This is a genomic window from Massiliimalia timonensis (assembly GCF_900186585.1).
Classification (GTDB): domain Bacteria; phylum Bacillota; class Clostridia; order Oscillospirales; family Ruminococcaceae; genus Massiliimalia; species Massiliimalia timonensis.
This window is the reverse complement of the sequence record NZ_FYDD01000003.1, coordinates 1074240-1096014: the sequence shown is the minus strand read 5'-3', so window position 1 is coordinate 1096014 and position 21775 is coordinate 1074240. Positions and strand designations below refer to the sequence as shown.

The 21775-nt window shown below is 48.6% G+C and carries 22 protein-coding genes; 13 read left to right on the top strand and 9 right to left on the bottom strand.

What is annotated here, in order from left to right; genetic code table 11:
• Positions 1–47 precede the first annotated feature (47 nt).
• Positions 48–1580, bottom strand: coding sequence for an oligosaccharide flippase family protein (locus CIB36_RS07455; RefSeq protein ID WP_093988880.1), 1533 nt, complete (start codon positions 1578–1580; stop codon positions 48–50).
• Positions 1581–1722: 142 nt separating this feature from the next.
• Between CIB36_RS07455 and CIB36_RS07450 the strand changes: the two genes are divergently transcribed.
• The gene (locus tag CIB36_RS07450) at positions 1723–1938 is read left to right on the top strand and encodes a hypothetical protein (RefSeq protein WP_093988879.1); all 216 of its coding nucleotides are present in this window, start codon (positions 1723–1725) and stop codon (positions 1936–1938) included.
• A 46-nt stretch (positions 1939–1984) separates the two neighbouring features.
• Here CIB36_RS07450 and nadA read toward each other — a convergent pair whose 3' ends face one another.
• From nadA to CIB36_RS07420, 6 genes are all read right to left on the bottom strand, one after another.
• Complete coding sequence (gene nadA / locus CIB36_RS07445) at positions 1985–2896, bottom strand: quinolinate synthase NadA (RefSeq protein WP_093988878.1); 912 nt, start codon at positions 2894–2896, stop codon at positions 1985–1987.
• Between the two features lie 134 nt (positions 2897–3030).
• The gene (locus CIB36_RS07440) at positions 3031–3717 is read right to left on the bottom strand and encodes a PHP domain-containing protein (protein WP_093988877.1); all 687 of its coding nucleotides are present in this window, start codon (positions 3715–3717) and stop codon (positions 3031–3033) included.
• Entirely contained in the window at positions 3714–4049 is a 336-nt protein-coding gene (locus tag CIB36_RS07435; RefSeq protein WP_093988876.1) for a DRTGG domain-containing protein, read from the bottom strand. Before CIB36_RS07435 ends, CIB36_RS07440 begins: the two co-directional genes overlap by 4 nt.
• A 13-nt stretch (positions 4050–4062) precedes the next feature.
• Positions 4063–5388, bottom strand: a complete 1326-nt coding sequence (locus CIB36_RS07430; protein ID WP_093988875.1) for a [Fe-Fe] hydrogenase large subunit C-terminal domain-containing protein — start codon at positions 5386–5388, stop codon at positions 4063–4065.
• A gap of 37 nt (positions 5389–5425) precedes the next feature.
• Positions 5426–5851, bottom strand: a complete 426-nt coding sequence (locus CIB36_RS07425; protein ID WP_093988874.1) for an ATP-binding protein — start codon at positions 5849–5851, stop codon at positions 5426–5428.
• Positions 5852–5933: 82 nt separating this feature from the next.
• Entirely contained in the window at positions 5934–6278 is a 345-nt protein-coding gene (locus CIB36_RS07420) for a DRTGG domain-containing protein (RefSeq protein ID WP_093988873.1), read from the bottom strand.
• Between the two features lie 425 nt (positions 6279–6703).
• Between CIB36_RS07420 and nuoE the strand changes: the two genes are divergently transcribed.
• The 7 genes from nuoE (at position 6704) to CIB36_RS07385 (ending at position 13664) form a co-directional block, all read left to right on the top strand.
• A complete protein-coding gene (gene nuoE, locus CIB36_RS07415; protein WP_093988872.1) occupies positions 6704–7201 on the top strand; it encodes an NADH-quinone oxidoreductase subunit NuoE in 498 nt (165 codons plus the stop codon).
• A 39-nt stretch (positions 7202–7240) separates the two neighbouring features.
• On the top strand, positions 7241–7795 hold the full coding sequence (locus CIB36_RS07410; protein ID WP_207726133.1) for an ATP-binding protein: 555 nt from the start codon (positions 7241–7243) through the stop codon (positions 7793–7795).
• A 108-nt stretch (positions 7796–7903) separates the two neighbouring features.
• Complete coding sequence (locus CIB36_RS07405) at positions 7904–8275, top strand: (2Fe-2S) ferredoxin domain-containing protein (protein ID WP_093988870.1); 372 nt, start codon at positions 7904–7906, stop codon at positions 8273–8275.
• Positions 8276–8287: 12 nt separating this feature from the next.
• The gene (gene nuoF / locus CIB36_RS07400) at positions 8288–10081 is read left to right on the top strand and encodes an NADH-quinone oxidoreductase subunit NuoF (RefSeq protein ID WP_456085493.1); all 1794 of its coding nucleotides are present in this window, start codon (positions 8288–8290) and stop codon (positions 10079–10081) included.
• A 12-nt stretch (positions 10082–10093) separates the two neighbouring features.
• Positions 10094–11836, top strand: coding sequence for an NADH-dependent [FeFe] hydrogenase, group A6 (locus CIB36_RS07395; protein ID WP_093988868.1), 1743 nt, complete (start codon positions 10094–10096; stop codon positions 11834–11836).
• Positions 11837–12156: 320 nt separating this feature from the next.
• Positions 12157–12996: a putative RNA methyltransferase gene (locus tag CIB36_RS07390; protein ID WP_093988867.1), complete on the top strand. Its 840-nt coding sequence runs from the start codon at positions 12157–12159 to the stop codon at positions 12994–12996.
• Complete coding sequence (locus tag CIB36_RS07385) at positions 12993–13664, top strand: uracil-DNA glycosylase (RefSeq protein ID WP_093988866.1); 672 nt, start codon at positions 12993–12995, stop codon at positions 13662–13664. Before CIB36_RS07390 ends, CIB36_RS07385 begins: the two co-directional genes overlap by 4 nt.
• A gap of 234 nt (positions 13665–13898) precedes the next feature.
• Here the strand turns inward: CIB36_RS07385 and CIB36_RS13290 are convergent, their stop codons facing one another.
• On the bottom strand, positions 13899–14720 hold the full coding sequence (locus tag CIB36_RS13290) for a transporter substrate-binding domain-containing protein (protein ID WP_154825622.1): 822 nt from the start codon (positions 14718–14720) through the stop codon (positions 13899–13901).
• A 214-nt stretch (positions 14721–14934) separates the two neighbouring features.
• On the opposite strand from CIB36_RS13290, the gene CIB36_RS07375 reads away from it, so the two are divergent.
• Positions 14935–17547 (top strand): cation-translocating P-type ATPase, encoded by a 2613-nt coding sequence (locus CIB36_RS07375; protein WP_229408211.1) that lies wholly within the window; start codon positions 14935–14937, stop codon positions 17545–17547.
• A gap of 4 nt (positions 17548–17551) precedes the next feature.
• Entirely contained in the window at positions 17552–18799 is a 1248-nt protein-coding gene (locus CIB36_RS07370) for a transglutaminase domain-containing protein (RefSeq protein ID WP_093988864.1), read from the top strand.
• 57 nt (positions 18800–18856) lie between these two features.
• Here CIB36_RS07370 and CIB36_RS07365 read toward each other — a convergent pair whose 3' ends face one another.
• Positions 18857–19489: an HAD family hydrolase gene (locus CIB36_RS07365; protein WP_093988863.1), complete on the bottom strand. Its 633-nt coding sequence runs from the start codon at positions 19487–19489 to the stop codon at positions 18857–18859.
• Between the two features lie 190 nt (positions 19490–19679).
• On the opposite strand from CIB36_RS07365, the gene CIB36_RS07360 reads away from it, so the two are divergent.
• From CIB36_RS07360 to CIB36_RS13285, 3 genes are all read left to right on the top strand, one after another.
• Entirely contained in the window at positions 19680–20765 is a 1086-nt protein-coding gene (locus CIB36_RS07360; RefSeq protein WP_093988862.1) for a hypothetical protein, read from the top strand.
• Positions 20766–20917: 152 nt separating this feature from the next.
• Positions 20918–21475, top strand: coding sequence for a FumA C-terminus/TtdB family hydratase beta subunit (locus CIB36_RS07355; protein WP_093988861.1), 558 nt, complete (start codon positions 20918–20920; stop codon positions 21473–21475).
• 113 nt (positions 21476–21588) lie between these two features.
• Positions 21589–21744: a hypothetical protein gene (locus tag CIB36_RS13285; RefSeq protein WP_158662623.1), complete on the top strand. Its 156-nt coding sequence runs from the start codon at positions 21589–21591 to the stop codon at positions 21742–21744.
• Positions 21745–21775: the final 31 nt, after the last annotated feature.

Here is a 21775-nt window from a genome sequence, read left to right as displayed (position 1 = left end):
GTTTTAGATACCATTAGTATGGACCGGAAAAATGGAAAACATACCAGTTAATGGAGCAGGGAAGCAAACCATTTTAAATCTTCTTTTTTTAAGCAGGAGAAGAGGAATAAAAATAACAGATAACAGCCGATCAAAAATAGAATGCGGACTGCCAGTATTTCGGGGAAATGTTCATTGGTCCACGATCCGGGAAACCACAAAATCCCGCAGGTAACAGCGGTACAGGCCACACAGCATAATGGCTTTATCACCGTTTCCTTTAAGGATATCTGAAGCCGGGTGATTTTAATGAGCCTGCCCAGGCTTAGGGAAAAGTTTAATACCTCCGAAACCATCACAGTCATCACATAACCCTTGATGCCGAATATTGGTAGCAGGAAGTAGACCATGCACACGCTGGCAAACGAATCGATCACATTGTACTTCATAGATTGGTACTGTTCGCCCAGCCCCTTGAGCATCCCATCAACAATGGTGTCCATATACATGACCAGCACCAGCGGGGAAAACAGCTTGACGTAAAAGGATACTTCCCCGCTTTGGTAAAAGGTCAGTCCAAGCGGTTCGGAAAAACAGAACAGCACTCCCATTACACAGACGGCAAACAAAAAACTTAATTTTAATACCCGTGTGACGATCCAGCTGATGCGCTCTTCGTTATTTTGGACCTGGCATTCGGTCAACTCGGGGATCAAAAGCTCCGCAAGCACGGTAAGCAGGGCAGACGGATACAGCACCAAAGGGAGCACCATGCCGTGGACAGTGCCGTAGGCGGTGAAGGCCTGTTCTTGGGAAGCGCCCCATTTTTTCAGTCCGCGGGGGATCAGGATATGCTGGAGGGTGGATAAGGCGGACCGGGCATAAGCGCTTAAGGCAATGGGAATGGCAATTTTGAACATCCGTTTTGGGATCCCATGGCCCGAATCGCCGGAAGCCCCGCGCTTTTTTTGATCCCAAAGGCAGCAGAGGAATAAAAACAGGCAGGCGGCCGCCTCAGACAAACAGGAGCCGGCAACCATGGCAATGCAGCCGTATTCCAACCCCTTTGGAAGGAGCAGTCGAAGGCCGGTGATGGTAACGGCGATCATGACAAATTGATCCGCGATCTGGATAAACGCACAGCGGTTTACCTGCCGGACTGCTGTCAAATATCCGCCGACCACTGCGGAAACCGCAATAAACGGCAGACCGATGGGAAGGATACGCAGGGAGGACACGGTACGGGGGTCATCCAGCCAGACAGTACCGATCCACTCCGCCCCAAAAAAGAGTAGGGCGGCGGTGGCAAAGCTGAACAAGAGACTGTACATCAGGCAGCTTCTTAATGCCTTGCGCACACCAGCGGGATTCCCTTTTCCTAATTCTTCGGAAACAAGGCGGGTCGCGGTAAATTTGATTCCCGATGTGGCAATGGTGATCGCAAGCGTATACACCGACATGATGAGCTGATAGATCCCGATCCCTACCGAACCAACGGTACGGAAAAGATAGGCAGAAAAAAAGACGCCCGCAGTGCGGATCAGCAATGCGGTGGCAGTCATTAAGATCATATTATAGAATAGTTTTTTCCCTTTTTTCATTGCATACACCCGTTCTTTCTGCTAAAGTATATGCGTTGAAAAAAAGGAATAGTATTCCTGCTCTGCCGGAAAAGGCTTTACTTTCCCAATATGTTATGGTATCCTGAACGTGAAAGGATCATATGAGAAAGGGAGTGCTCTGATGAAACGAAAACGGCTGTGGATCGCATTGGCAGTTGTTTTGGCCATTTTGATGATTCCCGTACCCAGCGTCTTGAAAGACGGCGGGACAAAGGTCTACACAGCGGTTCTGTACCGGATCGTGATATGGCATCAGCTGGACGAGGACGTCCCGGGCGGATACCGCACTGGAACAGAATTTGAAATTTTCCCGTTCCACTTTTTGCATTCCATTTAAAAATGCTGCCTGCTTTCTTTGCAGGCAGCATTTTCTATATCGTAGCTTATTGCCCCAGCCGGATCATTTCGTCGATCGCACGCTTTGCGTTTTTGCGGATCGTTTCGTCTAATTCGATCACATCCCCGCCTTCACCTTTCATGGCTTTCAGGATGTCGGCAAGCGTTGTGACCCGCATATCCGGGCACATCAGCTTTTTGGAAAGCAGGTGATAGTGACAGCCTGGTTTTTCCAGTTTTAAGGTGTCCGCAATGCTTTTTTCGGTGCCGATGATACAGTCTTCGTCAGACTGGCGGGCATATTTTAAAATGTCGGCTGTGGAGCCCACTACATCCGCGTATTGCAGAACGTCGGCAGGAAGCTCCGGATGCATCAGCAACTTGGCGTTGGGATAAGCCTGCTTTGCGGCAAGGCATTCCGCTTCAGTCACACTGTTGTGGACAGGGCAGCAGCCATCCCAAAGAACGATGTTTTTATCCGGAACGTTTGCCTTGACATAGGAACCAAGGTTTTTATCCGGAATAAAGAGGATATTCTTGGCCTCCATATTTTTTACAATGTTCAGTGCGCTGGAACTGGTGACGCAGACGTCGCAGACTGCTTTCAGCTGGGCGGTCGTGTTGACATAAGCTACCACCTGATAATCGGGATGTTCCTCCTTAAATTGCAGTACCCGTTCTGGGGTGATCTGTTCCGCCATCGGGCAGGTGGCGTCCGTTACTGGCAGGATCACCTTCTTTTCCGGGGAAAGGATCTTCACCGTTTCCGCCATAAAACGGACCCCGCACATCACTACTGTTTGTTGAGATAGTTTTTCCGCCGCTACGGAAAGGGCGTACGAATCCCCCTTGCAGTCGGCAATTTCCAGAATATCCGGCGACTGGTAGCTGTGCGCCAGAATGGCGATGTCCTGTTCTTTCTTTAATTGTATGATCTGATCCTGCAATGTCCTGAGCATCCAATCGAACCCTTCTTTTTAGTTTATCCCCATTTTACCATGGGGTGAAATGGTTGTCAATTTATGGGGGCATTTGCCTTTGGAAAAAGAAAAAACCGCTGATTTTTTTCGGCGGTTTTAAAAATTTTTATCCTTTATGACCTCAGTGTGTCGATCACTGCCCGGATCGTTTTTTCCGGAACCTCCAAAAAGCGTTCCCTTTCTGCGATGTGCTCCAGATAATGTGCGTCGGAATCGGTAATGATCCTCCCGGAAAAATCCCCGGAAAACGGCGGATTTTTCACCTCGATACAGGGGAAACCGTACTCCGGCGGCAAAAACCCCAAATTTGCGATGATAGAATAAGAAGACTTGTCTACATGTGCCGGAATGGCAAAGCCGCCGTATTCCGGCAGGACGGAAAGCAGCCGGTCAATACTCAGGCTCGCGGCGTTGATCAGCAGTTTGTCTACACTGCCCACAACCTCATCCTGCTCGTTCATGACCCACTGCTCTCCGAAAATATCAGGCTGGTTCATCACCGGTGGAAGCAGATCGTACAGATATTTTCCAAAGGCTTCACACTGCTCAAAGCTGTAAAACAGGCAAAGGATATGCACCTCTTCCATGGTACAGACCTCAATGGCCGGAATGACTAAAAGCCCGGTGCCTTCTGCGACTTTCCGCACAGCCTGAATGTTCTTGGCGGAATTATGGTCAGACAGGGCGATCACATCCAACTCTTTGAGCAGGCTCATATTGACAATGTTGTTGGGCGTCATGTCCCGGTCCCCGCACGGGGAAAGGCAGGAGTGCATATGCAGGTCGTAATACAGCTTCATAGCGCGCAGAACTCCGCGATCTTGCGGGAAAGCTCAAAGGTGGGCAGGTCGCTTTTCAAAATGCACACATCCTGCTCCTGTGCCTTGGCGATACTTTCTTCATCGATCCCCATCCCCTCGGATAAGACGATGCAGGAAACATCGGCCAGCACCGCGACCGCGACCGCGTTGATGTTCCCCATTACGGTGATCCATGCGTCGTCTGCTTTGGCACGGCCCATTACGATGCTCAACAGGTCGCAGCAGTATACACCGTGGATCTCACGCACTTCGGCTTCTCCTTTCGATATAATCTCTAAATGAAGTTCTTTTGCCATTTCCAGTACAGTCATTGATCTTTACCTCTTATTTCTTTTCAGGGTCATCTGGCTTTTCCCGATAGGATTGCGGGAATGGGAATTCCAGCTTGTGGATATTGTCTACAAAGGAAGCGACATTTTCCCGGAATTTAAAGATGCAGTCGTCTACCGAGGCGAACCCGCGGACAACATCCTCCGCCAGCGCTTTGCAGCTTGGCGCCCCACAGGAACCGCAGTCCAACCCGGGAAGGGAAGCTTCGATATGCTCCATCTCGTTCATCTTGTTCAGCGCTACATGGAAATCAGCGTCCAGCTCCATGACCGGGGTGAATTCCAGCGGTTCGTCCCATTTCATCTGGTCGGGGATCTGGGACAGGTGATTTAAAGAAACCGGCAGATACTTGCGCAGGCGTTTTAGCTTGGTCCGCGCGATATATGGGTTTTCCACATTCAGCACGCCGCCCACACATCCTCCGTTGCAGGCGTTGAGTTCAATGAAATCCAGGTTCGAAAACTTTTCATCCTCCAGGTCTTCCAGTACCCGGATCACATTTTCAATGCCGTCTGCCGCTAAGTAATTGTCGTTGAGCAGGGCAGAAGATTCCCCGGCGCTGGACGCCCAAGCAACCCCCATTTTCCCGGAATCGGAAAGCCCCTCCCGATGGTTTGTATGGTCCATGTATTTTAGCAGTTTTGGGTACACCTCGCTGACAGCCAATACTGCGGAGATCTCACTTTTCTGGGTGCCAAGGGGCATTTTTGCCGCAGTTACTTTCGCCGGGCAGGGCGAAATAAAGACCGCGCCGATCTTTTCAGCCGGCAGGCCGGTTTTTTCCATTGCTTCCTGCTTGGCAAGGCGAGCCGCCACCTCGACCGGGGCGTTTAAGTCCAGGATATTGTCGATCAGGCTTGGAAACCGTACTCGGATCAGACGGGTAACGGCAGGACATGCCGAGCTGATCAGCGGTTTTGGGCAATCCGGCTGGTGCAGGATCTTACGGGTAGCGTCCGAAACCAGTTCGGCGGCTTTGGACACTTCAAATACCGCATCGAACCCAAGGTCGATCAATGCGCTCAGAACAATATCCACATCGTCCAGATTGTTAAATTGTCCATAAAAAGACGGGGCGGGAAGCGCAATGGTGTATTCATATTGGTCAATGACCGAAAGCGGGTCAAAAATCGCTTTTTTGGCATGATGCGGACAAACACGGATACACTCCCCGCAGTCGATGCATCGTTCTGAAATGATCTTTGCTTTTCCGTTCCGTACCCGGATCGCTTCCGTCGGGCAGCGTTTGATACAGTTGATGCAGCCCATGCATTTATCCCGGTCCAAGGTCACAGAATGGAAAAATTCTTTCTGCTTCATAGGAAGCCCCTCCTTTCCAATAAAGTCAAAAGGCCGGTTAGGGGATATATACGGTCATAGTCACCGTGGTCCCCACCCCGACAGTGGAATCGATTTCCATTTCATCGCTGTATTTTTTCATATTGGGAAGTCCCATCCCCGCACCGAAACCAAGGCTCCTCACCTCGTCCGGTGCTGTGGAATAGCCCTCCTGCATCGCCTTTTCTACATCTGCGATCCCTTTTCCGTGGTCTTTGAGCACCATGGTAACATGTTCCGGAGAGATCTCCACATCGATCACACCGCCTTCAGCATGGATCACCATGTTGATTTCGCCCTCGTAAAGTGCGATCGCCACCTTGCGGATCACCTCGGGAGGGACACCAAGCTTGCGGAGACTTTTCTTGACATTGGCGGAGGCTTCCCCGGCACGGGTAAAATCATCCCCGTCAACTTCATAAGACAGTTGGATCAGATTCTCCATAAATATCATTCAGACCGTTTCACCAAAGGCAGAAACCGTCTTCTCCTTTCCAATTATTCGTAATAAGCCGTGGGTAATTGGTTTAGCCTTCGCCGCGCAGGCCATTTTCCCAAAGCAGCCCGCAGGCGGTGAACATTCTGAGGGAAGTGGACATCAGCGCGATCTCCCTTTCTTTGGCAAGCTCAATGATATCTTCATCGGGACATTTTCCGCGTACAAAGATGATACAGCGGATGTCCATCATATCTGCGGTGCGGACGACCTGAGGATTTACAAGCCCGGTCAGCAGGACGGACTGGTCCTTGACAAAGGCGAGGACATCGCTCATCATATCCGATCCGCAGGCGGTGTGGATCTCCTGCTCCATCAGCCCGTCACCATAGATCACATCAGCGTTTAAAATGGATTTTACATCCTGGATTGTCATAAATCTCCCTCCGTTTGACTCATAAGGATTTTGGAATATTTCCCAAATCAGTATTTTTGATCTGAGCGATTTCTCATATCAAATTCAAGATATTGGATATATTGAAAATCATATGTATTTCGTGTGTTTTTTCTAATAGAAAGAAAAATTTTAAATCGACATTTGTATTATATCACTATAGATGTAAGCTCTACAACTCTATTTCTTATTTTTGAATCAGAAAAGTATTTTTTTGTCTGTTTTCTACAAAAAATATAAGTTTGTTTATACTTTAACAACATAGATTTTAATCGGAAGAAATGCTATAATAAATTGTATCTGAATGCGCGGGGGCACCCCGTGCGCGGAAAGTAAGTCAGATCAGTTTTGCCGTAATTTTGAGGTTTCTGCGGCAGGGCATTGATATTTTAAGGAGGTTATACAGTATGGCTGAAAAAAAGGGAACAGTACCTTTTAGCGGTACGCCGGAGCAGGAAGCGCAGCTTATGCAGGTGATCGCTCAACACAAAGAAGATAAAGGTGCTTTGATGCCGGTCATGCAGAAAGCGCAGGACATTTACGGCTACCTTCCTATTGAAGTTCAGACTATGATCGCAAAAGGATTAGGCGTTTCTTTAGAGGAAGTTTACGGCGTAGCAACGTTTTATTCCCAGTTTTCCCTGTATCCGAAAGGGCAGTACAAGATCTCTGTATGTCTTGGGACCGCCTGTTATGTAAAAGGCGCGGGCGACGTGTTTGACAGGCTGGTACAGAAATTGGGGATCAAAAGCGGTGAATGTACTCCGGACGGAAAATTTTCTTTGGAAGCGTGCCGCTGCATCGGCGCCTGTGGCTTGGCGCCGGTCATGACCGTAAACGACGACGTTTACGGAAAGCTGACAGTAGACGACATTGACGAGATTCTTGGAAAATACAACGCGTAATCCTGATTCGGCAGGTATTGTGCCTGAAAGGGAATCATCATGCAGGAATTATCTTTAAATATACTGGATATTGCGCAGAACTCGATCCGTGCTAACGCCAGCCTGATCACGATAGAGATCATTCGTTCCACAGCGGAAAACCAGATGACCATTTCGATCGAGGATAACGGCTGCGGAATGAGCAAGGAAAAGGTAGAACAGGTGATCAATCCCTTTTTCACTACCCGGACTACCAGAAGCGTGGGACTGGGCGTTCCCTTTTTTAAAATGTCGGCGGAGATGACCGGCGGCAGCTTTTCGATTGACAGCGAAGTTGGAAAAGGGACAAAAGTGACGGCGGTATATGTGTTGGATCACATCGACCTGATGCCGCTGGGGGATATGGCTTCCACCATGGTGAGTCTGATCTCAGTGAATCCGGACATTGATTTTGTGTACCGGTACCAGTACAATGATGCTGAATTTACCCTGGATACCCGGGAAGTAAAGCAGATTTTAGAGGGATTACCTGTTAATTCGCCCCAAGTGCTGGTGTTTATCAAAGATTTTATTGAGGAAAACACCCGGCAGGCGGAGCGTCCAGAAATTGAATAAAGGCGTTTAAAATGTTTTAAGCGCATGTTTGTGCCTTAGACGCTTTTTCAGCGGTGCTGGTCAAAACAGCTGTTGGGCACGACTTTGAGAGAGAGGATGGTCATTAAAATGAAAAGTTTAGCAGAATTAAAAGCAATCCGCGATAAAATGCAGGCTTCTGTGAACGTGAGAGACAACGCCGACGACACGATCCGTGTTGTTGTTGGAATGGCTACCTGCGGGATCGCAGCCGGCGCCAGACCGGTTTTGAATGCTTTTTCTGAAGAAGTAGCAAAAAGAGGATTAAATAATGTCATGGTAACACAGACCGGCTGTATCGGCATCTGCCAGTATGAACCGGTAGTGGAAGTATACACCAACGACGGAAGCAAAACTACATATGTAAAGATGACCGCGGAAAAGGTTGCAAGGGTGGTTTCCGATCATCTGGTCAACGGCAATGTGGTTGAAGAATATACCATCGGCGCAGTCGCGAAATAATAAGGGAGGTAAATGCTCATGTATCGTTCTCATGTACTGGTGTGCGGTGGTACTGGTTGTACCTCTTCCGGCAGTGAACAGCTTGTTTCTGTACTGGAACAGGAAATTGCAAAACAGGGACTTTCTGAAGAGGTAAAGGTTGTAAAAACCGGCTGCTTCGGCCTGTGCGCATTAGGACCAATTATGATCGTATATCCAGAAGGTTCTTTTTATTCTATGGTAAAGCCGGAGGATATTCCGGAAATCGTTTCTGAACATCTGTTGAAAGGACGTATCGTAAAACGCTTGCTTTACTCTGAAACAGTAGCGGACGACAGCGTAAAATCCTTGAATGAAACAGATTTCTATAAAAAACAGCAGCGTGTCGCGTTGAGAAACTGCGGCGTCATCAACCCGGAAAATATTGATGAATATATCGGTTTTGACGGGTATCAGGCTTTGGGAAAAGTTTTGACTGAAATGACCCCGGATCAGGTAATCCAGACCATTAAGGACAGCGGACTGCGCGGCCGCGGCGGCGGCGGGTTCCCGACCGGACTGAAATGGTCCTTTGCCGCTGCAAATGATGCAGACCAGAAGTATGTATGCTGTAACGCCGATGAAGGCGACCCGGGAGCGTTCATGGACCGTTCCATTCTGGAAGGCGACCCGCATGTACTGATCGAAGCAATGACGATCGCAGGCTATGCGATCGGCGCTTCTCAGGGTTACGTTTATATCCGTGCGGAGTATCCGATCGCTGTTAAACGTTTGCAGATCGCGATCGATCAGGCGCGTGAATACGGCCTGCTGGGCAAAAATATCTTTGATTCCGGCTTTGATTTTGATATGGAACTGCGTTTAGGCGCAGGGGCGTTCGTCTGCGGGGAAGAAACCGCTTTGATGACCTCCATCGAAGGGCACCGCGGTGAACCGCGTCCGCGTCCTCCGTTCCCGGCTGTAAAAGGCCTGTTTGGCAAACCGACAGTCCTCAATAATGTAGAAACTTACGCAAATGTTCCGCGCATCATTTTAAACGGTGCAGAATGGTTTGCTTCCATGGGTACTGAAAAATCCAAAGGTACCAAGGTGTTCGCTTTGGGCGGCAAGATCCACAACACCGGGCTGGTAGAAGTTCCGATGGGTACCACCCTGCGCGAGATTATTGAAGAGATCGGTGGCGGTATCCCAAACGGCAAGAAATTTAAAGCGGCTCAGACCGGCGGACCATCCGGCGGCTGTATTCCAGCTAATTTGATCGACACTGAAATCGACTATGACAACCTGATCGCGATCGGTTCTATGATGGGCTCCGGCGGGCTGATCGTTATGGACGAAGATACCTGTATGGTAGACATCGCGAAGTTCTTCCTGGAATTCACCGTTGATGAATCTTGCGGAAAATGTACGCCGTGTCGTGTCGGTACTAAACGGATGTATGAAATGCTGGATAAGATCACCAAGGGCAACGCGACCATGGAAGATCTGGATAAATTGGAAGAGCTTTGCTACTTTGTAAAAGCAAATTCTTTGTGCGGTCTGGGACAGACTGCTCCAAACCCGGTACTCTCTACTTTAAAATATTTCCGTCATGAATACGAAGCGCATATCAAGGATAAAACCTGCCCGGCAGGCGTATGTAAGGGCTTGGTACGGTATAGCATCGACGCGGATAAATGTAAAGGTTGTACTTTGTGTGCAAGAGTTTGTCCGGTTGGCGCGATCGAAGGTACTGTGAAGAATCCGCATGTGATCCACACAGAAAAATGTATCAAGTGCGGCGCTTGTATGGAAAAATGTCGCTTTGATGCGATTTCTAAGAAGTAGGAGGGTACCAGAATGGAACAAGTAACTTTAAAGATTAACGGCATTTCTGTCACTGTGCCGAAAGATTATACCATTTTGCAGGCTGCCCATGATGCTGGGATTGAGATTCCGACCCTTTGCTACCTCAAAGACATCAACGAGATTGGTGCCTGCCGTATGTGCGTAGTTGAGGTAAAGGGTGCCAGAAGCATGGCTGCTGCCTGTGTGCATCCGGTTTCGGAAGGCATGGAAGTTGTTACTAACTCCCCGGCTATTCTGAAAGCGAGAAAAACAAACCTGGAACTGGTTTTGTCTACCCATGAAAGAAAATGTCTTTCCTGTGTTCGCAGCGGTGACTGCGAGCTGCAGCGTCTGTGTAAAGAATACGGCGTAGATGACGAAACGAAATATGCTGGCGATAATCAGCATTACGATATTGATGATTCCGCTCCGCATATGTTCCGTGACAACAATAAATGTATCCTGTGCCGCCGTTGCGTTGCCGCTTGTAAAAACAATCAGGGCGTTGCAGTGATCGGTCCGAACGAAAGAGGTCAGGCAACCCACATTGGCTGTGCGTTTGAAACGCCGCTGGGCGAAACCAACTGCGTCAACTGCGGCCAGTGCATTACTGTCTGCCCAACTGGCGCACTGGGCGAAAAAGACAGTACAGATGAAGTATTTGCCGCGATTGCAGACCCGACCAAGCATGTTGTCGTACAGACCGCTCCGTCTGTCCGTGTTGCATTGGGTGAAGCATTTGGAATGCCGGTAGGCACCAATGTAGAAGGAAAAATGGCCGCTGCGCTGCGCCGTTTAGGTTTTGACAAAGTATTTGATACCGACTTTGCGGCTGACCTGACCATTATGGAAGAAGCAAACGAGTTCTTAGACCGCTTTAAAAATGGCGGTACTTTGCCGATCATCACTTCCTGTTCTCCTGGATGGGTCAAATTCTGTGAACATTTCTTCCCGGAATTTATCCCGAACCTTTCTTCCTGCAAATCCCCGCAGCAGATGTTTGGTGCGGTTACCAAAACCTACTACGCTCAGAAAATGGGGATCGACCCGAAAGACATTGTCTGCGTCAGTGTAATGCCGTGTACTGCGAAAAAGTTTGAAATTGGCCGTGAAGACCAGAGCGCTGCCGGGGTTCCGGACGTTGATATTGCGATCACGACCAGAGAATTGGCTCGCATGATCAAACGTGCCGGACTGATGTTTGATCGCCTGCCGGATGAAGGTTTTGACGATCCGTTGGGCGAATCCACCGGTGCCGGCGTCATCTTTGGCGCAACAGGCGGTGTTATGGAAGCTGCTCTGAGAACCGCTGTAGAGACCCTGACTGGGGAAGAACTGGGCAAGCTGGACTTTAACGATGTCCGCGGAACTAAGGGAATCAAAGAAGCTTCTTACAAAATTGGCAATATCGAAGTAAAAGTTGCCGTTTGCTCTGGCTTGGCAAATGCAAAGAAACTGTTGACCGACATTAAGGAAGGCCGTGCAAATTACCACTTCATCGAAGTCATGGCATGTCCTGGCGGATGCGTCAACGGTGGCGGACAGCCGATCCAGCCAGCTTCTTTGAGAAACTTCGTTGATATTCGTGAAGTTCGTGCAAAGACGATTTATGAACTAGATGCGAGTATGCCGCTGAGAAAATCCCACGCGAACCCATCTGTTCAGAAACTGTATCAAGAATTCCTGGGCGAACCAGGCAGCCACAAAGCGCATGAGATTTTACATACCTCTTATGTAGAACGCGACTTATATTAATCGTTAAAACCCCCGGAGATTTCTCCGGGGGTTTTGTTTCGATTGGAAATATGGTATAATAACGTGAAACGGGTCGTTTCACGTCCAGAAAAACGGCTGTCGGAACGAAGTTCCTTCTTGCCTTATGGCACCGCTGTTTTTATCCCGGAAGGCTTGTGTGGAATGATAGCTGTGAAGCTTGTTTTACGTCCGGAAAGCCGAGGTGTAGCTTTTTCCTTGTGATTCAGGGAAGAGTCGTTTTTGGGAGGATTGGCCGGGAATGTTAAGGCAGTCTAAAATGATACGGTTCATCCGCAAAAATCAATTAAAGTGGGTAGATTATGATGAAGTTAAGTTGTCCAGTATGCAATATGCCATTATTTCCGGAAGAAGGGCGTCTTGTATGTGAAAAGAACCACAGCTTTGACCGCGCAAAAAGCGGTTATGTGAATTTGCTGCTTTCTAATGGGAAGCACTCGAAACTGCCGGGGGACAACAAGCTAATGGTGAATGCTCGGCGGGATTTTTTGCAAAAAGGGTATTATGCTCCGCTGGCGAAAGCGCTGTGCGAGGAAGCTATGTCCCTGTACCGGGAAGCGGAAACGCCGGAATGGGCTGTTCTGGATGTAGGATGCGGAGAAGGCTACTATACCAATGCGGTATTTGAAAGCCTTAGCGACCTTGGCAATATACAGGTAGCGGGGATCGATATTTCAAAATTTGCGCTGAATGCGGCGGCAAAGAAAAACAAACAGGTCGAATATGCGGTGGCAAGCGCCTTTCATCTGCCGGTGGCGGATAGATCGGTGGATCTACTGCTGAATCTTTTCGCTCCCTACTGCGGGGAAGAGTTTTGGCGCGTTCTAAAGCGGGGCGGGCTGATGCTCATGGTGATCCCCTCTAAACGCCATTTGTGGGAATTAAAACAAGCTGTTTATGATTCCCCTTATGAGAATGAGGTAAAGGGGTATGATTTGCCGGGATTCGAGCTTTTAAAGGTACGCAAGATAAAGGATACTATTACCTTAGAATGTCAGCAGGATATTCAAAACTTATTTATGATGACTCCGTATTTTTACAAGACTTCTGAGGAAAATACTCAGCGGCTTGCAGCACTGGAAAAACTGACCACAAAAATAGAATTTGAACTGCTGATTTACCGGAAAGGGGACTGTCAATGATTGAATTGGGAAACGAGTGGGATGAACTCTTAAAAAGTGAATTTGAACAGGAATATTATCAAAAGCTTCGCCGGTTTCTGGCGCATGAATATAAAACGCGGACTATCTACCCAGGTATGTACGACATTTTTAACGCGTTTCGGTACACTTCGTATTCTGATGTGAAAGTAGTTATTTTGGGACAGGATCCTTACCATGGGAAAGGGCAGGCGCATGGGCTTTGTTTTTCGGTACAGAAAGGGGTGCCTCAGCCGCCTTCCTTGAAAAATATTTTTCAGGAGATCCGGGACGATCTGGGTATCTCAATGACAGAAGAACACGGAGATCTGACCGCTTGGACAAAACAGGGTGTTTTGCTGATGAATACCGTGCTGACCGTGCGTGCCGGACAGCCTAACAGCCATAAAGGTATTGGCTGGGAAACCTTTACCGACCACGTGATCCGGCTGTTGGACCAGAGGGATAAGCCGGTCGTATTTTTGCTGTGGGGAGCAAATGCCCGTGCTAAAACTTCTTTCATTAAAAACCCTAAGCATAAAATCTTTACTTGTGCCCACCCAAGCCCGTTTTCAGCAAATAACGGCTTTTTTGGCTGCCGGCATTTTTCCAAGACGAATCGCTTTTTGCAGTCGGTAGGGGAAACGCCGATTGACTGGCAGATCCTGTAAGCGGCAGGTTGAAATATACAGGTAATATAGAAGGCAGAGCGTTATTTATGGGAAATTTTTTTATGCTGTTGATATATGTTATTTTTGCGTTTATTTTAGGAATTTTAGCATTTGTATTAAAAAGCATGCTCAGTCAGTTTCTCTTATCCCCAGTCATAAAAAACCGGGCGGTGTGTATCTTATGATACACACCGCCCGGTTTTTTATGATGAAAGCCTTGTAAAAGTAATACTCTTATTCAGCGTCGTCCATTGCAAGATAGTAGTTTGCAACGACGAGGTCCATGATGACTGCATCAACACGGCCTGTTTTCAGCTCGTTCAGGCAGGCAACATTATCTGCCAATTCTACGGTTTCTGCATTGATACCGGAAGCTTCGTATGCCTCTACTGCGGTAGACGCTTTCTGCATAGCGACCTTTTTGCCCTCCAGATCGGCGGAAGACTTAATATCAGAATCCTTAGGTACGATGATCGCCTGTGCATTTTGCATGTAGGCTTCTGTGAAAGACATAGCGGCTAACCGTTCATCGTTAATGGTCAGCCCGTTCCATAATACGTCAACCTTTCCTGCGGCAAGCTCCGCTTCTTTGTTAGACCAGGTGATCGGCTGGATCTGAAGTTTTTTACCCATTTCGTCTTCAATAACAGCTTTGGCAAGATCAATATCGAACCCTACCACTTCATCGCCGTCTTTAAAGCCCATTGGTGCAAAGTTTACATCGCATCCCAATACGATGGTATCTTTGTCATAAGTGGCATTCGGATCTGGTTCAAAGGTTTTGCTTTCCGGTTTATAGATAGTATCGGAACCAAACCATTTTGTGGCGATCTCGGCGGCGGTGCCGTCTTCAATAGCTTTGTCCAACCCGATCTGGATCATATCGCGCAATGCAGTGTTATCCTTTGCGGTAGCGATCCCATATAATTCGTCAGCCAGTGATTCGTCAAGAACTGTTAGGTCCGCGTTGGTCAGGTTTGTTTTGCCGCAGCTGGCCAGCAGAACTGTGGACATCATCCCCGCAAGAATCACCGATACAAGCCGTTTCATTTTCATTCTTATGTTCCTCCTTGATTTGTCGCTTTCATCAAATGATAGATTATCACTTTAATCTGTAAAAATCACAATATTTATTCTACACAAAACTGATAAAAAAAGCAAGAGGTAAAATAAATTTTTTTAAAAGATCCTTTCTTTTCCAATCACGCATATTCGCTGGACAGCCTGAATAGATTGATAATACTAGGAAATAAGAAAGGGCGGAATGTGCTTGAGTTTATTGGATGTATGGAAGGAAAAGAATGCTCAGCCGCAGCATGGCAAGGGGTTAAGCACCAAGCAGGCACAGCAATTGCTTGCCGAAGGCGGGAAAAATCAGCTAAAACAGAAAAAGGCAGTCAGTCCTGCCAGAATCTTTGTCAATCAATATAAGGATATTTTGACAATGATCCTGCTGATCTCTACTGTAATTTCCCTGTTTTTACAGGAATACGTGGAGGCAATCGCCATCGCGGCGATCGTTCTGCTCAACGGGGTGATGGGGTTCATTCAGGAATACCGGACCGAACGTACATTGGAAGCCCTGCGTAAAATGGCGGCTCCTACCGCGAAGGTTTACCGTGACGGAGAGATCACTGTGATCCCGGCAGATGAGGTTGTGCCGGGGGACGTCGTTTTGCTGGAAGCGGGCGACCGTGTGTGCGCGGACCTGTGTGTGACGGAATGCTTTAGTTTAAGCGCCGATGAGTCGATTTTGACAGGGGAATCCCAGCCGGTCAATAAAAAGGTATGCCGGCGCAGGGTGACGGAAAATGAGCTCAATTGTGATGACCTGATGTATATGGGTACGACCATTACCCAAGGACATGGAGAAGCCGAGGTACTGGCAACCGGGATGGACACCCAGATGGGGAAGATCGCCGGGATGCTCCACCAAATTGAGGAGGAAGAAACCCAACTGCAAAAGAAATTAGGCCAGCTGGGGAAATTTATCGCCATTGGATGCCTGATCATTTGTGTGATCGTTTCGGTCACTGGGATTCTGCGGGGGGAGAATCCGCTGGATATGCTGGTAGTCGGGGTATCGCTGGCAGTGGCGGCAGTTCCAGAGGGCTTGCCCGCGATCGTAACGATCGCTTTGGCATTGGCTGTTGGGCGGATGGTAAAACAAAAGGCGTTGGTGCGTAAACTCCATTCTGTGGAAACGCTGGGGTGTACCAATGTCATCTGTTCGGATAAGACCGGCACGCTTACCCAAAACCGCATGACAGTGACCCAAATCAGCACTCTGGAAATGGCTATCCCATTAGACGACAAGCTGCGCTTTCCGGAAAGGAGTGTGGAACATCGTGCGGCGCTGTGCTGTGCGCTGTGCAACAATGCGGTGCTGAACAACGGAGAGCTGTACGGGGAACCGACGGAAAACGCGCTGATGTTCTTTGCAGACCGGAACGGCACCCCTTTAAAAGAGGTACTGAGGAACTACCGCAGGATCTCGGAGATCCCGTTTGACAGCAAGAGAAAATGTATGTCTGTCATTACAGAGGACTTGTCCGGAAAGCGGATGCTTTGGATGAAAGGTGCCTTTGACGTCATGGCGGACAAATGCAGCCAGATCCAATCGGCACAAGGGGAACGGGTATTTTCCGCTTCTGTCAAACGGAAAATGTCCGAGGAGAATGACAAGATGGCTGGGAAAGCTTTGCGGGTCATCTGTACTGCTTATAAAAAGCTGGATCCGGGCGTGCCGCCGACCGAAGATGGGCTGACGATGCTGGGTTTAGTCGGTATGATCGACCCGCCGCGGCCAGAGGTGAAAAAAGCGGTGGCGCTTTGCAGCAGGGCAGGGATCAAAACAGTGATGATTACCGGCGACCATAAGCTGACCGCCTGCGCTGTGGCGAAAGAAATCGGCATTTACCGGGAAGGGGACACCGTTCTGGACGGAAAACAGCTGGAAGCGATGAGTCAGGAAGAGCTGGAGCGGGAAGCGGAATATACCACAGTGTTTGCACGGGTAAGCCCCAAGCACAAGCTTTCGATCGTGACTGCCCTGCAAAAGCGGGGCAATGTGGTTGCGATGACCGGAGATGGGGTAAACGATGCGCCAGCGGTAAAACAGGCGGACATTGGGGTAAGCATGGGTATTACAGGGACAGACGTCACCAAAGAAGCCTCCGATCTGATTTTGCTGGACGACAACTTTGCAACGCTGGTTAACGCCGTGCGGGAAGGTCGCGCCATCTACGCCAATATCCGGAAGTTTATCCGTTACCTGCTCTCCTGCAATATCGGTGAAGTGATCACCATGTTTTTGGGAATGCTGATGGGGATGCCGGTAGTGCTACTGCCGATCCAGATTTTGCTGGTCAACCTGGTCACCGACGGGCTGCCCGCCATTGCGCTGGGGCTGGAACCGCCGGAAAAAAACACGATGAACGTCCGGCCGAGGCAGAAAAACGAGGGAGTGTTCTCCAACGGATTGCTTTCTAAAATCGTGTTCCGGGGGATTTTTATCGGACTTTCCACCCTTGCTTCTTTTGTGACCCTGCTTGATATGAGCGGGGGAGATGTTAACGTGGCGCGCACCGGGGCATACTTTACCTTGGTAGTGACCCAGCTGATCAACGTCTTTGAATGTAAAAGCGAAACCAGAAGCCTGTTTGGTATCAGTTATTTTAACAACAAAAAACTGATCGGCGCCGCGCTGATTTCATTGGCGATTTTATTGTGTACGATCTATGTCGCCCCTTTACAAACGATCCTAAATACAGTATCATTACAGAAAGGGTATCTTGGCATTTTACTGGGGTACTGCTTTATTCCCACTTTGATGAACACATTAAGCTTTTGTGTTCGGAGAAAATCTAAGGGAACACGGTGATGCAATGAAAAAACGGATCGGGACGATGATAATTGCCTGCTTTTTGCTGTTTGCGGTAGTCCAGTTTGAGGAATCGCAGAAAAGTGAAGAGGGTTTTTGGCGCTCCCTGGCTTCGGCTCTGGAGGGGAAGTATCACGTCACGAACATGGAATATATGGATGTCACGCAGATGTCTGTATCAGAACAGGCTTATCAGAAGTTGCCGAATCGTTTGAAAAAGGCTTACAGGCAATTAGATGAATATGTTTATAAATTTTATGATAATATTGACGATATCGTCATCCCAAAAGACGATTTCCAAAAGGTGCTTTCCTATTACCGCGCGGACCATCCGCAGGCGTTTTGGGTAAGCAGTGCGTACCGTTACCAGTATGACGCGCGTACAGATAACCTTTCCCGCGCGACTCTTTCTTTCAGTTATCCGGACCCGGAAACCAGAAAAGAAAAAAGGATCTCGCGCAGTAAGGCGGAAAAGATGGCGCGGGAAGTGCAGGAAAAGGCAGAACTGATCCTTTCCGGGATCACCGAGGAGATGACCGATTATGATAAGGTGCTTTACCTGCATGATTACCTTGCCTCCACGGTGGCATACGACGACACCGCGCCGTACCAGCACACGGTTTACGGCGCGCTGGTAGAGGAAAAGGCTGTCTGCGACGGATATACCTCGGCGATGCAGTACCTGCTTCTTCAGGCCGGGCTGGACAGCCAGATCGCCTATGGATATGACAAGGCGGATACCTCTCAGCAGCATGTTTGGAATGTAGTGAAGATCGAAAATGAGTATTATCATCTGGATATTACCTGGGATCTCCCTCCCGAGGGAGGAACCGTACCTGTTTATGCCAATTTTCTGCTGACGACCGAACAGGTGGAAAAGAGGCACAAGATCCTTTCACCGATCGAGGGCCGGCAAGAAGAGGGAAAAGAAGATTCCATCTACCCGCCGATCGCCGACTGTACGGACGGGAGCCTGAACTATTACCTGCAAAACGGATGTTATATCACCGATTTAAGCGACGACAGCGTGGCAAATATCCTGCTGAAAACCAATATCGCTTTGATCGAGGGGGAAGAGCAGGTCCAGTTTTTATTTGAGAGTTCTTATGATTTGAACCGATTTTTGAACGAGGTAGAGGAAAATGTGCCGAGGGTAGCCAGGGCGTTCCCGTACAGCTGTGAGCAGTATGATACCAGCATGATCACCTATGTGGAGGACAATATCCTAGTTTTACAGTTCCGGTATCATTAAAGAAGGACAGAAAAAAGCACGGAAACACCGATTCAGTGGATCCGTGCTTTTTTTGTATCAGCCGATCAGTTCCTGTACCAGCTCAAATAATTCGGAGGCGTGGTTTGCCACCCGGTCTGCGTCAGAGATCTCCGGCGCATTGTAGCCGTATGCACAGCCGATAAAGGGAAGGCTGTTTTCGCGTGCGGCCTCTTTGTCATAAACGCGGTCGCCGATCATCACCGCCCGGTCCGGAGATGTCCGCTCCAGCAAAAGACGGAGGGTATCGGCTTTGATCAACCCGGGAAGCAGGGGCTGGATCTCGTCGACTAGGTCAAGCACGCCGATCGTTTGGGTGACCAGACGGATATACCGTTCTGAGGCGTTGGAGCAGACCGCGGTCAGATAGCCTGCTTTTTTTAAGCGTTCCATACTGCCGCGGGCACCGTCAAATGCTTTTCCGCAGGTTGGCAGCAGTTCGTTTTCGTATTTGGATTCCAGTTCAAGGAATTTGCGGTGAAGCGCCTCGTCTCCATTCGGCAGGTATATTTTTACATAGTCTGCGGGACGGGCGCCGATCTGCGCGCAGATCTCTTCATCGGTAAGGTGGGTCACGCCAAGGTCTGCCAAAGCATGACGGATCGCCTGAACACCGTAAAGCCTGGTCTGGTTTAAGGTGCCGTCCAGATCAAAGACAACTAATTTCTTCATCGTAAAAACCTCCGGGATTTGAAATAAAAACCTGTTTGGTTTTTCATTGTACCACAATTTGTCATAAAAGAAAAGTTTTTCTGTGGGCAGTACTTGAAATTCGATCTCAAAAGCTTTATACTAATAATAACTAGAAAAAATTTGAGGCAGGGCGGGAAGTGCCTGTCCCTATAGGTCGGGAGGAAACAGCATGGAAATGAAATCTTTTAAAACTGCGGCGTTCGGCGGCTTTGATAAGCAGGACGTTTTAAATGCTTTTGAAGAGCTTAGCCGTGAATATAAAAAAGAAAAAGAAGAGATGCAAAAAGAGATCACACAGCTTAAGGCCAAACGTTTTGAAGCGGTGACTCAACTGGAAAAATTAAAGGCTGGGGACAAGGATAGAAGCGACCTGATTGGGAAATTACAGCTTTTGATCAAAAAGCAGAATGCTGATAATGATAAATTAAAACAACTCAATATCGCAGTGGAAAAACATGCGAAGGAGATCAAAACACAGAATGAACAGCTGCAAAAGCGGCTTCAGGATGTGGAGGGACGTACGGCGAATGAAACGGCCCGGCTGAAAAAATTTGATGAGTCCGGCTACACCGCAGAGCGCATCCTTTCCGAAGCTAACGCCCGCAGCGCCTCTACCTTAGCAGATGCAAATAACCGTGCTTCTTTGATCCTGACCGAAGCGGCGAAAAAGGCTTCTGCCAATATCGCCCAATCCACAAAGCGCGCGGAAGAGATCATTGCCAAGGCGGAAGAAGAAGCGGAAAAGCTGAAGCTGGCTGCGCAGGATTACAACCATCAGGCTCAGAAACGGATCAGCGACCGGGAAACGGAACTTGCTGATAAGGAAAAACGCACCACGATCCGCTCCGGGGAAATTATCCGGGAGGCCAATGCCCGTGCGGACGAGATTGTAAAATCTGCCAAAATCAAAGCGGATAAGGCAAACGAAGAATACACTCGCTTTGCCAAACAGTTGGAAAGCATGAAGCTTTCGATCTTTGAAGTGATGCAGCAGATCCATAACCAGGTCGACGGGCTGGAAAAGAATATGCCAAACAGCCTGCAAGTAGACGATGTGCTGCAAACAGAAGTAAAACAGGATGAATTTTTGACCGACCAGTTATTCAAAGAGCAAATGCTGAAAGAGGGGATCCTAAAGGCAGAAGACCTTCAGGAAGAAACGGAAAAAGCATCTGAGGATGGTAGCTATCCAACTCCGGAAAAAACCTTAGAGGAATTGTTCCCAGAACATTCTGATTCTGACTTTTTTCGTTAAGCCGCAACAATCCGTTCTATCAGGAGAGATCGAGCTTCCCGAAGTAGAGGACGGTAGCGGCGAATTATTGGAAGCGTACCAAAAAAAGATCCAGCATGCCAACGCGTTGCTGGACGATATTTATGAAAAGATCAGGAGTTTGCAGTAATACTATGGCAACTTATCATCTGGACGCCGCCCAGCTAAAGGAAGCGGCGCCGACTTTAAAGACCTTTGACCGCGTTTATTTAAGCGGTACTGTTTATACGGCAAGGGACGCCGCCCACAAACGGATCGCAGCATTGATCCGGGAGGGGAAAGAGCTTCCTTTCCCTTTGGAGGGAGCGGCGATTTATTATGCGGGACCTACCCCGTCGCCGGAGCATCTGCCGATCGGCTCTTGCGGGCCGACCACATCTGGAAGGATGGATGTTTACGCGCCCCAGCTTTTGGATTTAGGGCTAACTGCTATGATCGGTAAGGGAGAACGCAAACCTCCGGTCGTGGAGGCGATCGTCCGGAACAAGGGAGTTTACTTTTGTGCGGTCGGCGGTGCGGGCGCGCTTGCCTGCAAGTCGATCACTAGCTGTGAAGTGATCGCGTTTGAGGACTTGGGCTGTGAATCAGTAAAGCGTTTAACGTTGCGGGAATTTCCGCTGATCGTTGCTATTGACAGCGAGGGCACGGACATTTTCCGATCCGGCAGGGAAGAATATCTCAAACAAAAATAGAGCTTCTGAAAAGTATTGAAAAACCGGCAGAAATTTTTCTGCCGGTTTTTTGCAAGATGATTGGGGTTGGTATCTTGCACGGACTCCGGGCGGGCAGTGGGAATTATTGTCCTATGGCTTTGTATGATCATCGCGGCTGCAAAAACAGTGCGGAGATCTCTGCATGTCGGAAACAAGTATTTTACAGCGGGAGCAGTCCGTTTTTAACCGGTAAAACAGCGGTATACGGGCAGACTGGATATTTAGACATAGAGAGGAAACAGGGATAACTGTGAAGTGTCCCTGCTTCTTTTTTTGAAT

Coding starts and splice junctions, on each gene's coding strand:
- CIB36_RS07455 (WP_093988880.1), bottom strand. CDS start 1,580: ATGAAAAAAGGGAAAAAACTATTCTATAATATGATCTTAATGACTGCC.
- CIB36_RS07450 (WP_093988879.1), top strand. CDS start 1,723: ATGAAACGAAAACGGCTGTGGATCGCATTGGCAGTTGTTTTGGCCATT.
- nadA (WP_093988878.1), bottom strand. CDS start 2,896: ATGCTCAGGACATTGCAGGATCAGATCATACAATTAAAGAAAGAACAG.
- CIB36_RS07440 (WP_093988877.1), bottom strand. CDS start 3,717: ATGAAGCTGTATTACGACCTGCATATGCACTCCTGCCTTTCCCCGTGC.
- CIB36_RS07435 (WP_093988876.1), bottom strand. CDS start 4,049: ATGACTGTACTGGAAATGGCAAAAGAACTTCATTTAGAGATTATATCG.
- CIB36_RS07430 (WP_093988875.1), bottom strand. CDS start 5,388: ATGAAGCAGAAAGAATTTTTCCATTCTGTGACCTTGGACCGGGATAAA.
- CIB36_RS07425 (WP_093988874.1), bottom strand. CDS start 5,851: ATGGAGAATCTGATCCAACTGTCTTATGAAGTTGACGGGGATGATTTT.
- CIB36_RS07420 (WP_093988873.1), bottom strand. CDS start 6,278: ATGACAATCCAGGATGTAAAATCCATTTTAAACGCTGATGTGATCTAT.
- nuoE (WP_093988872.1), top strand. CDS start 6,704: ATGGCTGAAAAAAAGGGAACAGTACCTTTTAGCGGTACGCCGGAGCAG.
- CIB36_RS07410 (WP_207726133.1), top strand. CDS start 7,241: ATGCAGGAATTATCTTTAAATATACTGGATATTGCGCAGAACTCGATC.
- CIB36_RS07405 (WP_093988870.1), top strand. CDS start 7,904: ATGAAAAGTTTAGCAGAATTAAAAGCAATCCGCGATAAAATGCAGGCT.
- nuoF (WP_456085493.1), top strand. CDS start 8,288: ATGCTCATGTATCGTTCTCATGTACTGGTGTGCGGTGGTACTGGTTGT.
- CIB36_RS07395 (WP_093988868.1), top strand. CDS start 10,094: ATGGAACAAGTAACTTTAAAGATTAACGGCATTTCTGTCACTGTGCCG.
- CIB36_RS07390 (WP_093988867.1), top strand. CDS start 12,157: ATGATGAAGTTAAGTTGTCCAGTATGCAATATGCCATTATTTCCGGAA.
- CIB36_RS07385 (WP_093988866.1), top strand. CDS start 12,993: ATGATTGAATTGGGAAACGAGTGGGATGAACTCTTAAAAAGTGAATTT.
- CIB36_RS13290 (WP_154825622.1), bottom strand. CDS start 14,720: ATGAAAATGAAACGGCTTGTATCGGTGATTCTTGCGGGGATGATGTCC.
- CIB36_RS07370 (WP_093988864.1), top strand. CDS start 17,552: ATGAAAAAACGGATCGGGACGATGATAATTGCCTGCTTTTTGCTGTTT.
- CIB36_RS07365 (WP_093988863.1), bottom strand. CDS start 19,489: ATGAAGAAATTAGTTGTCTTTGATCTGGACGGCACCTTAAACCAGACC.
- CIB36_RS07360 (WP_093988862.1), top strand. CDS start 19,680: ATGGAAATGAAATCTTTTAAAACTGCGGCGTTCGGCGGCTTTGATAAG.
- CIB36_RS07355 (WP_093988861.1), top strand. CDS start 20,918: ATGGCAACTTATCATCTGGACGCCGCCCAGCTAAAGGAAGCGGCGCCG.
- CIB36_RS13285 (WP_158662623.1), top strand. CDS start 21,589: ATGGCTTTGTATGATCATCGCGGCTGCAAAAACAGTGCGGAGATCTCT.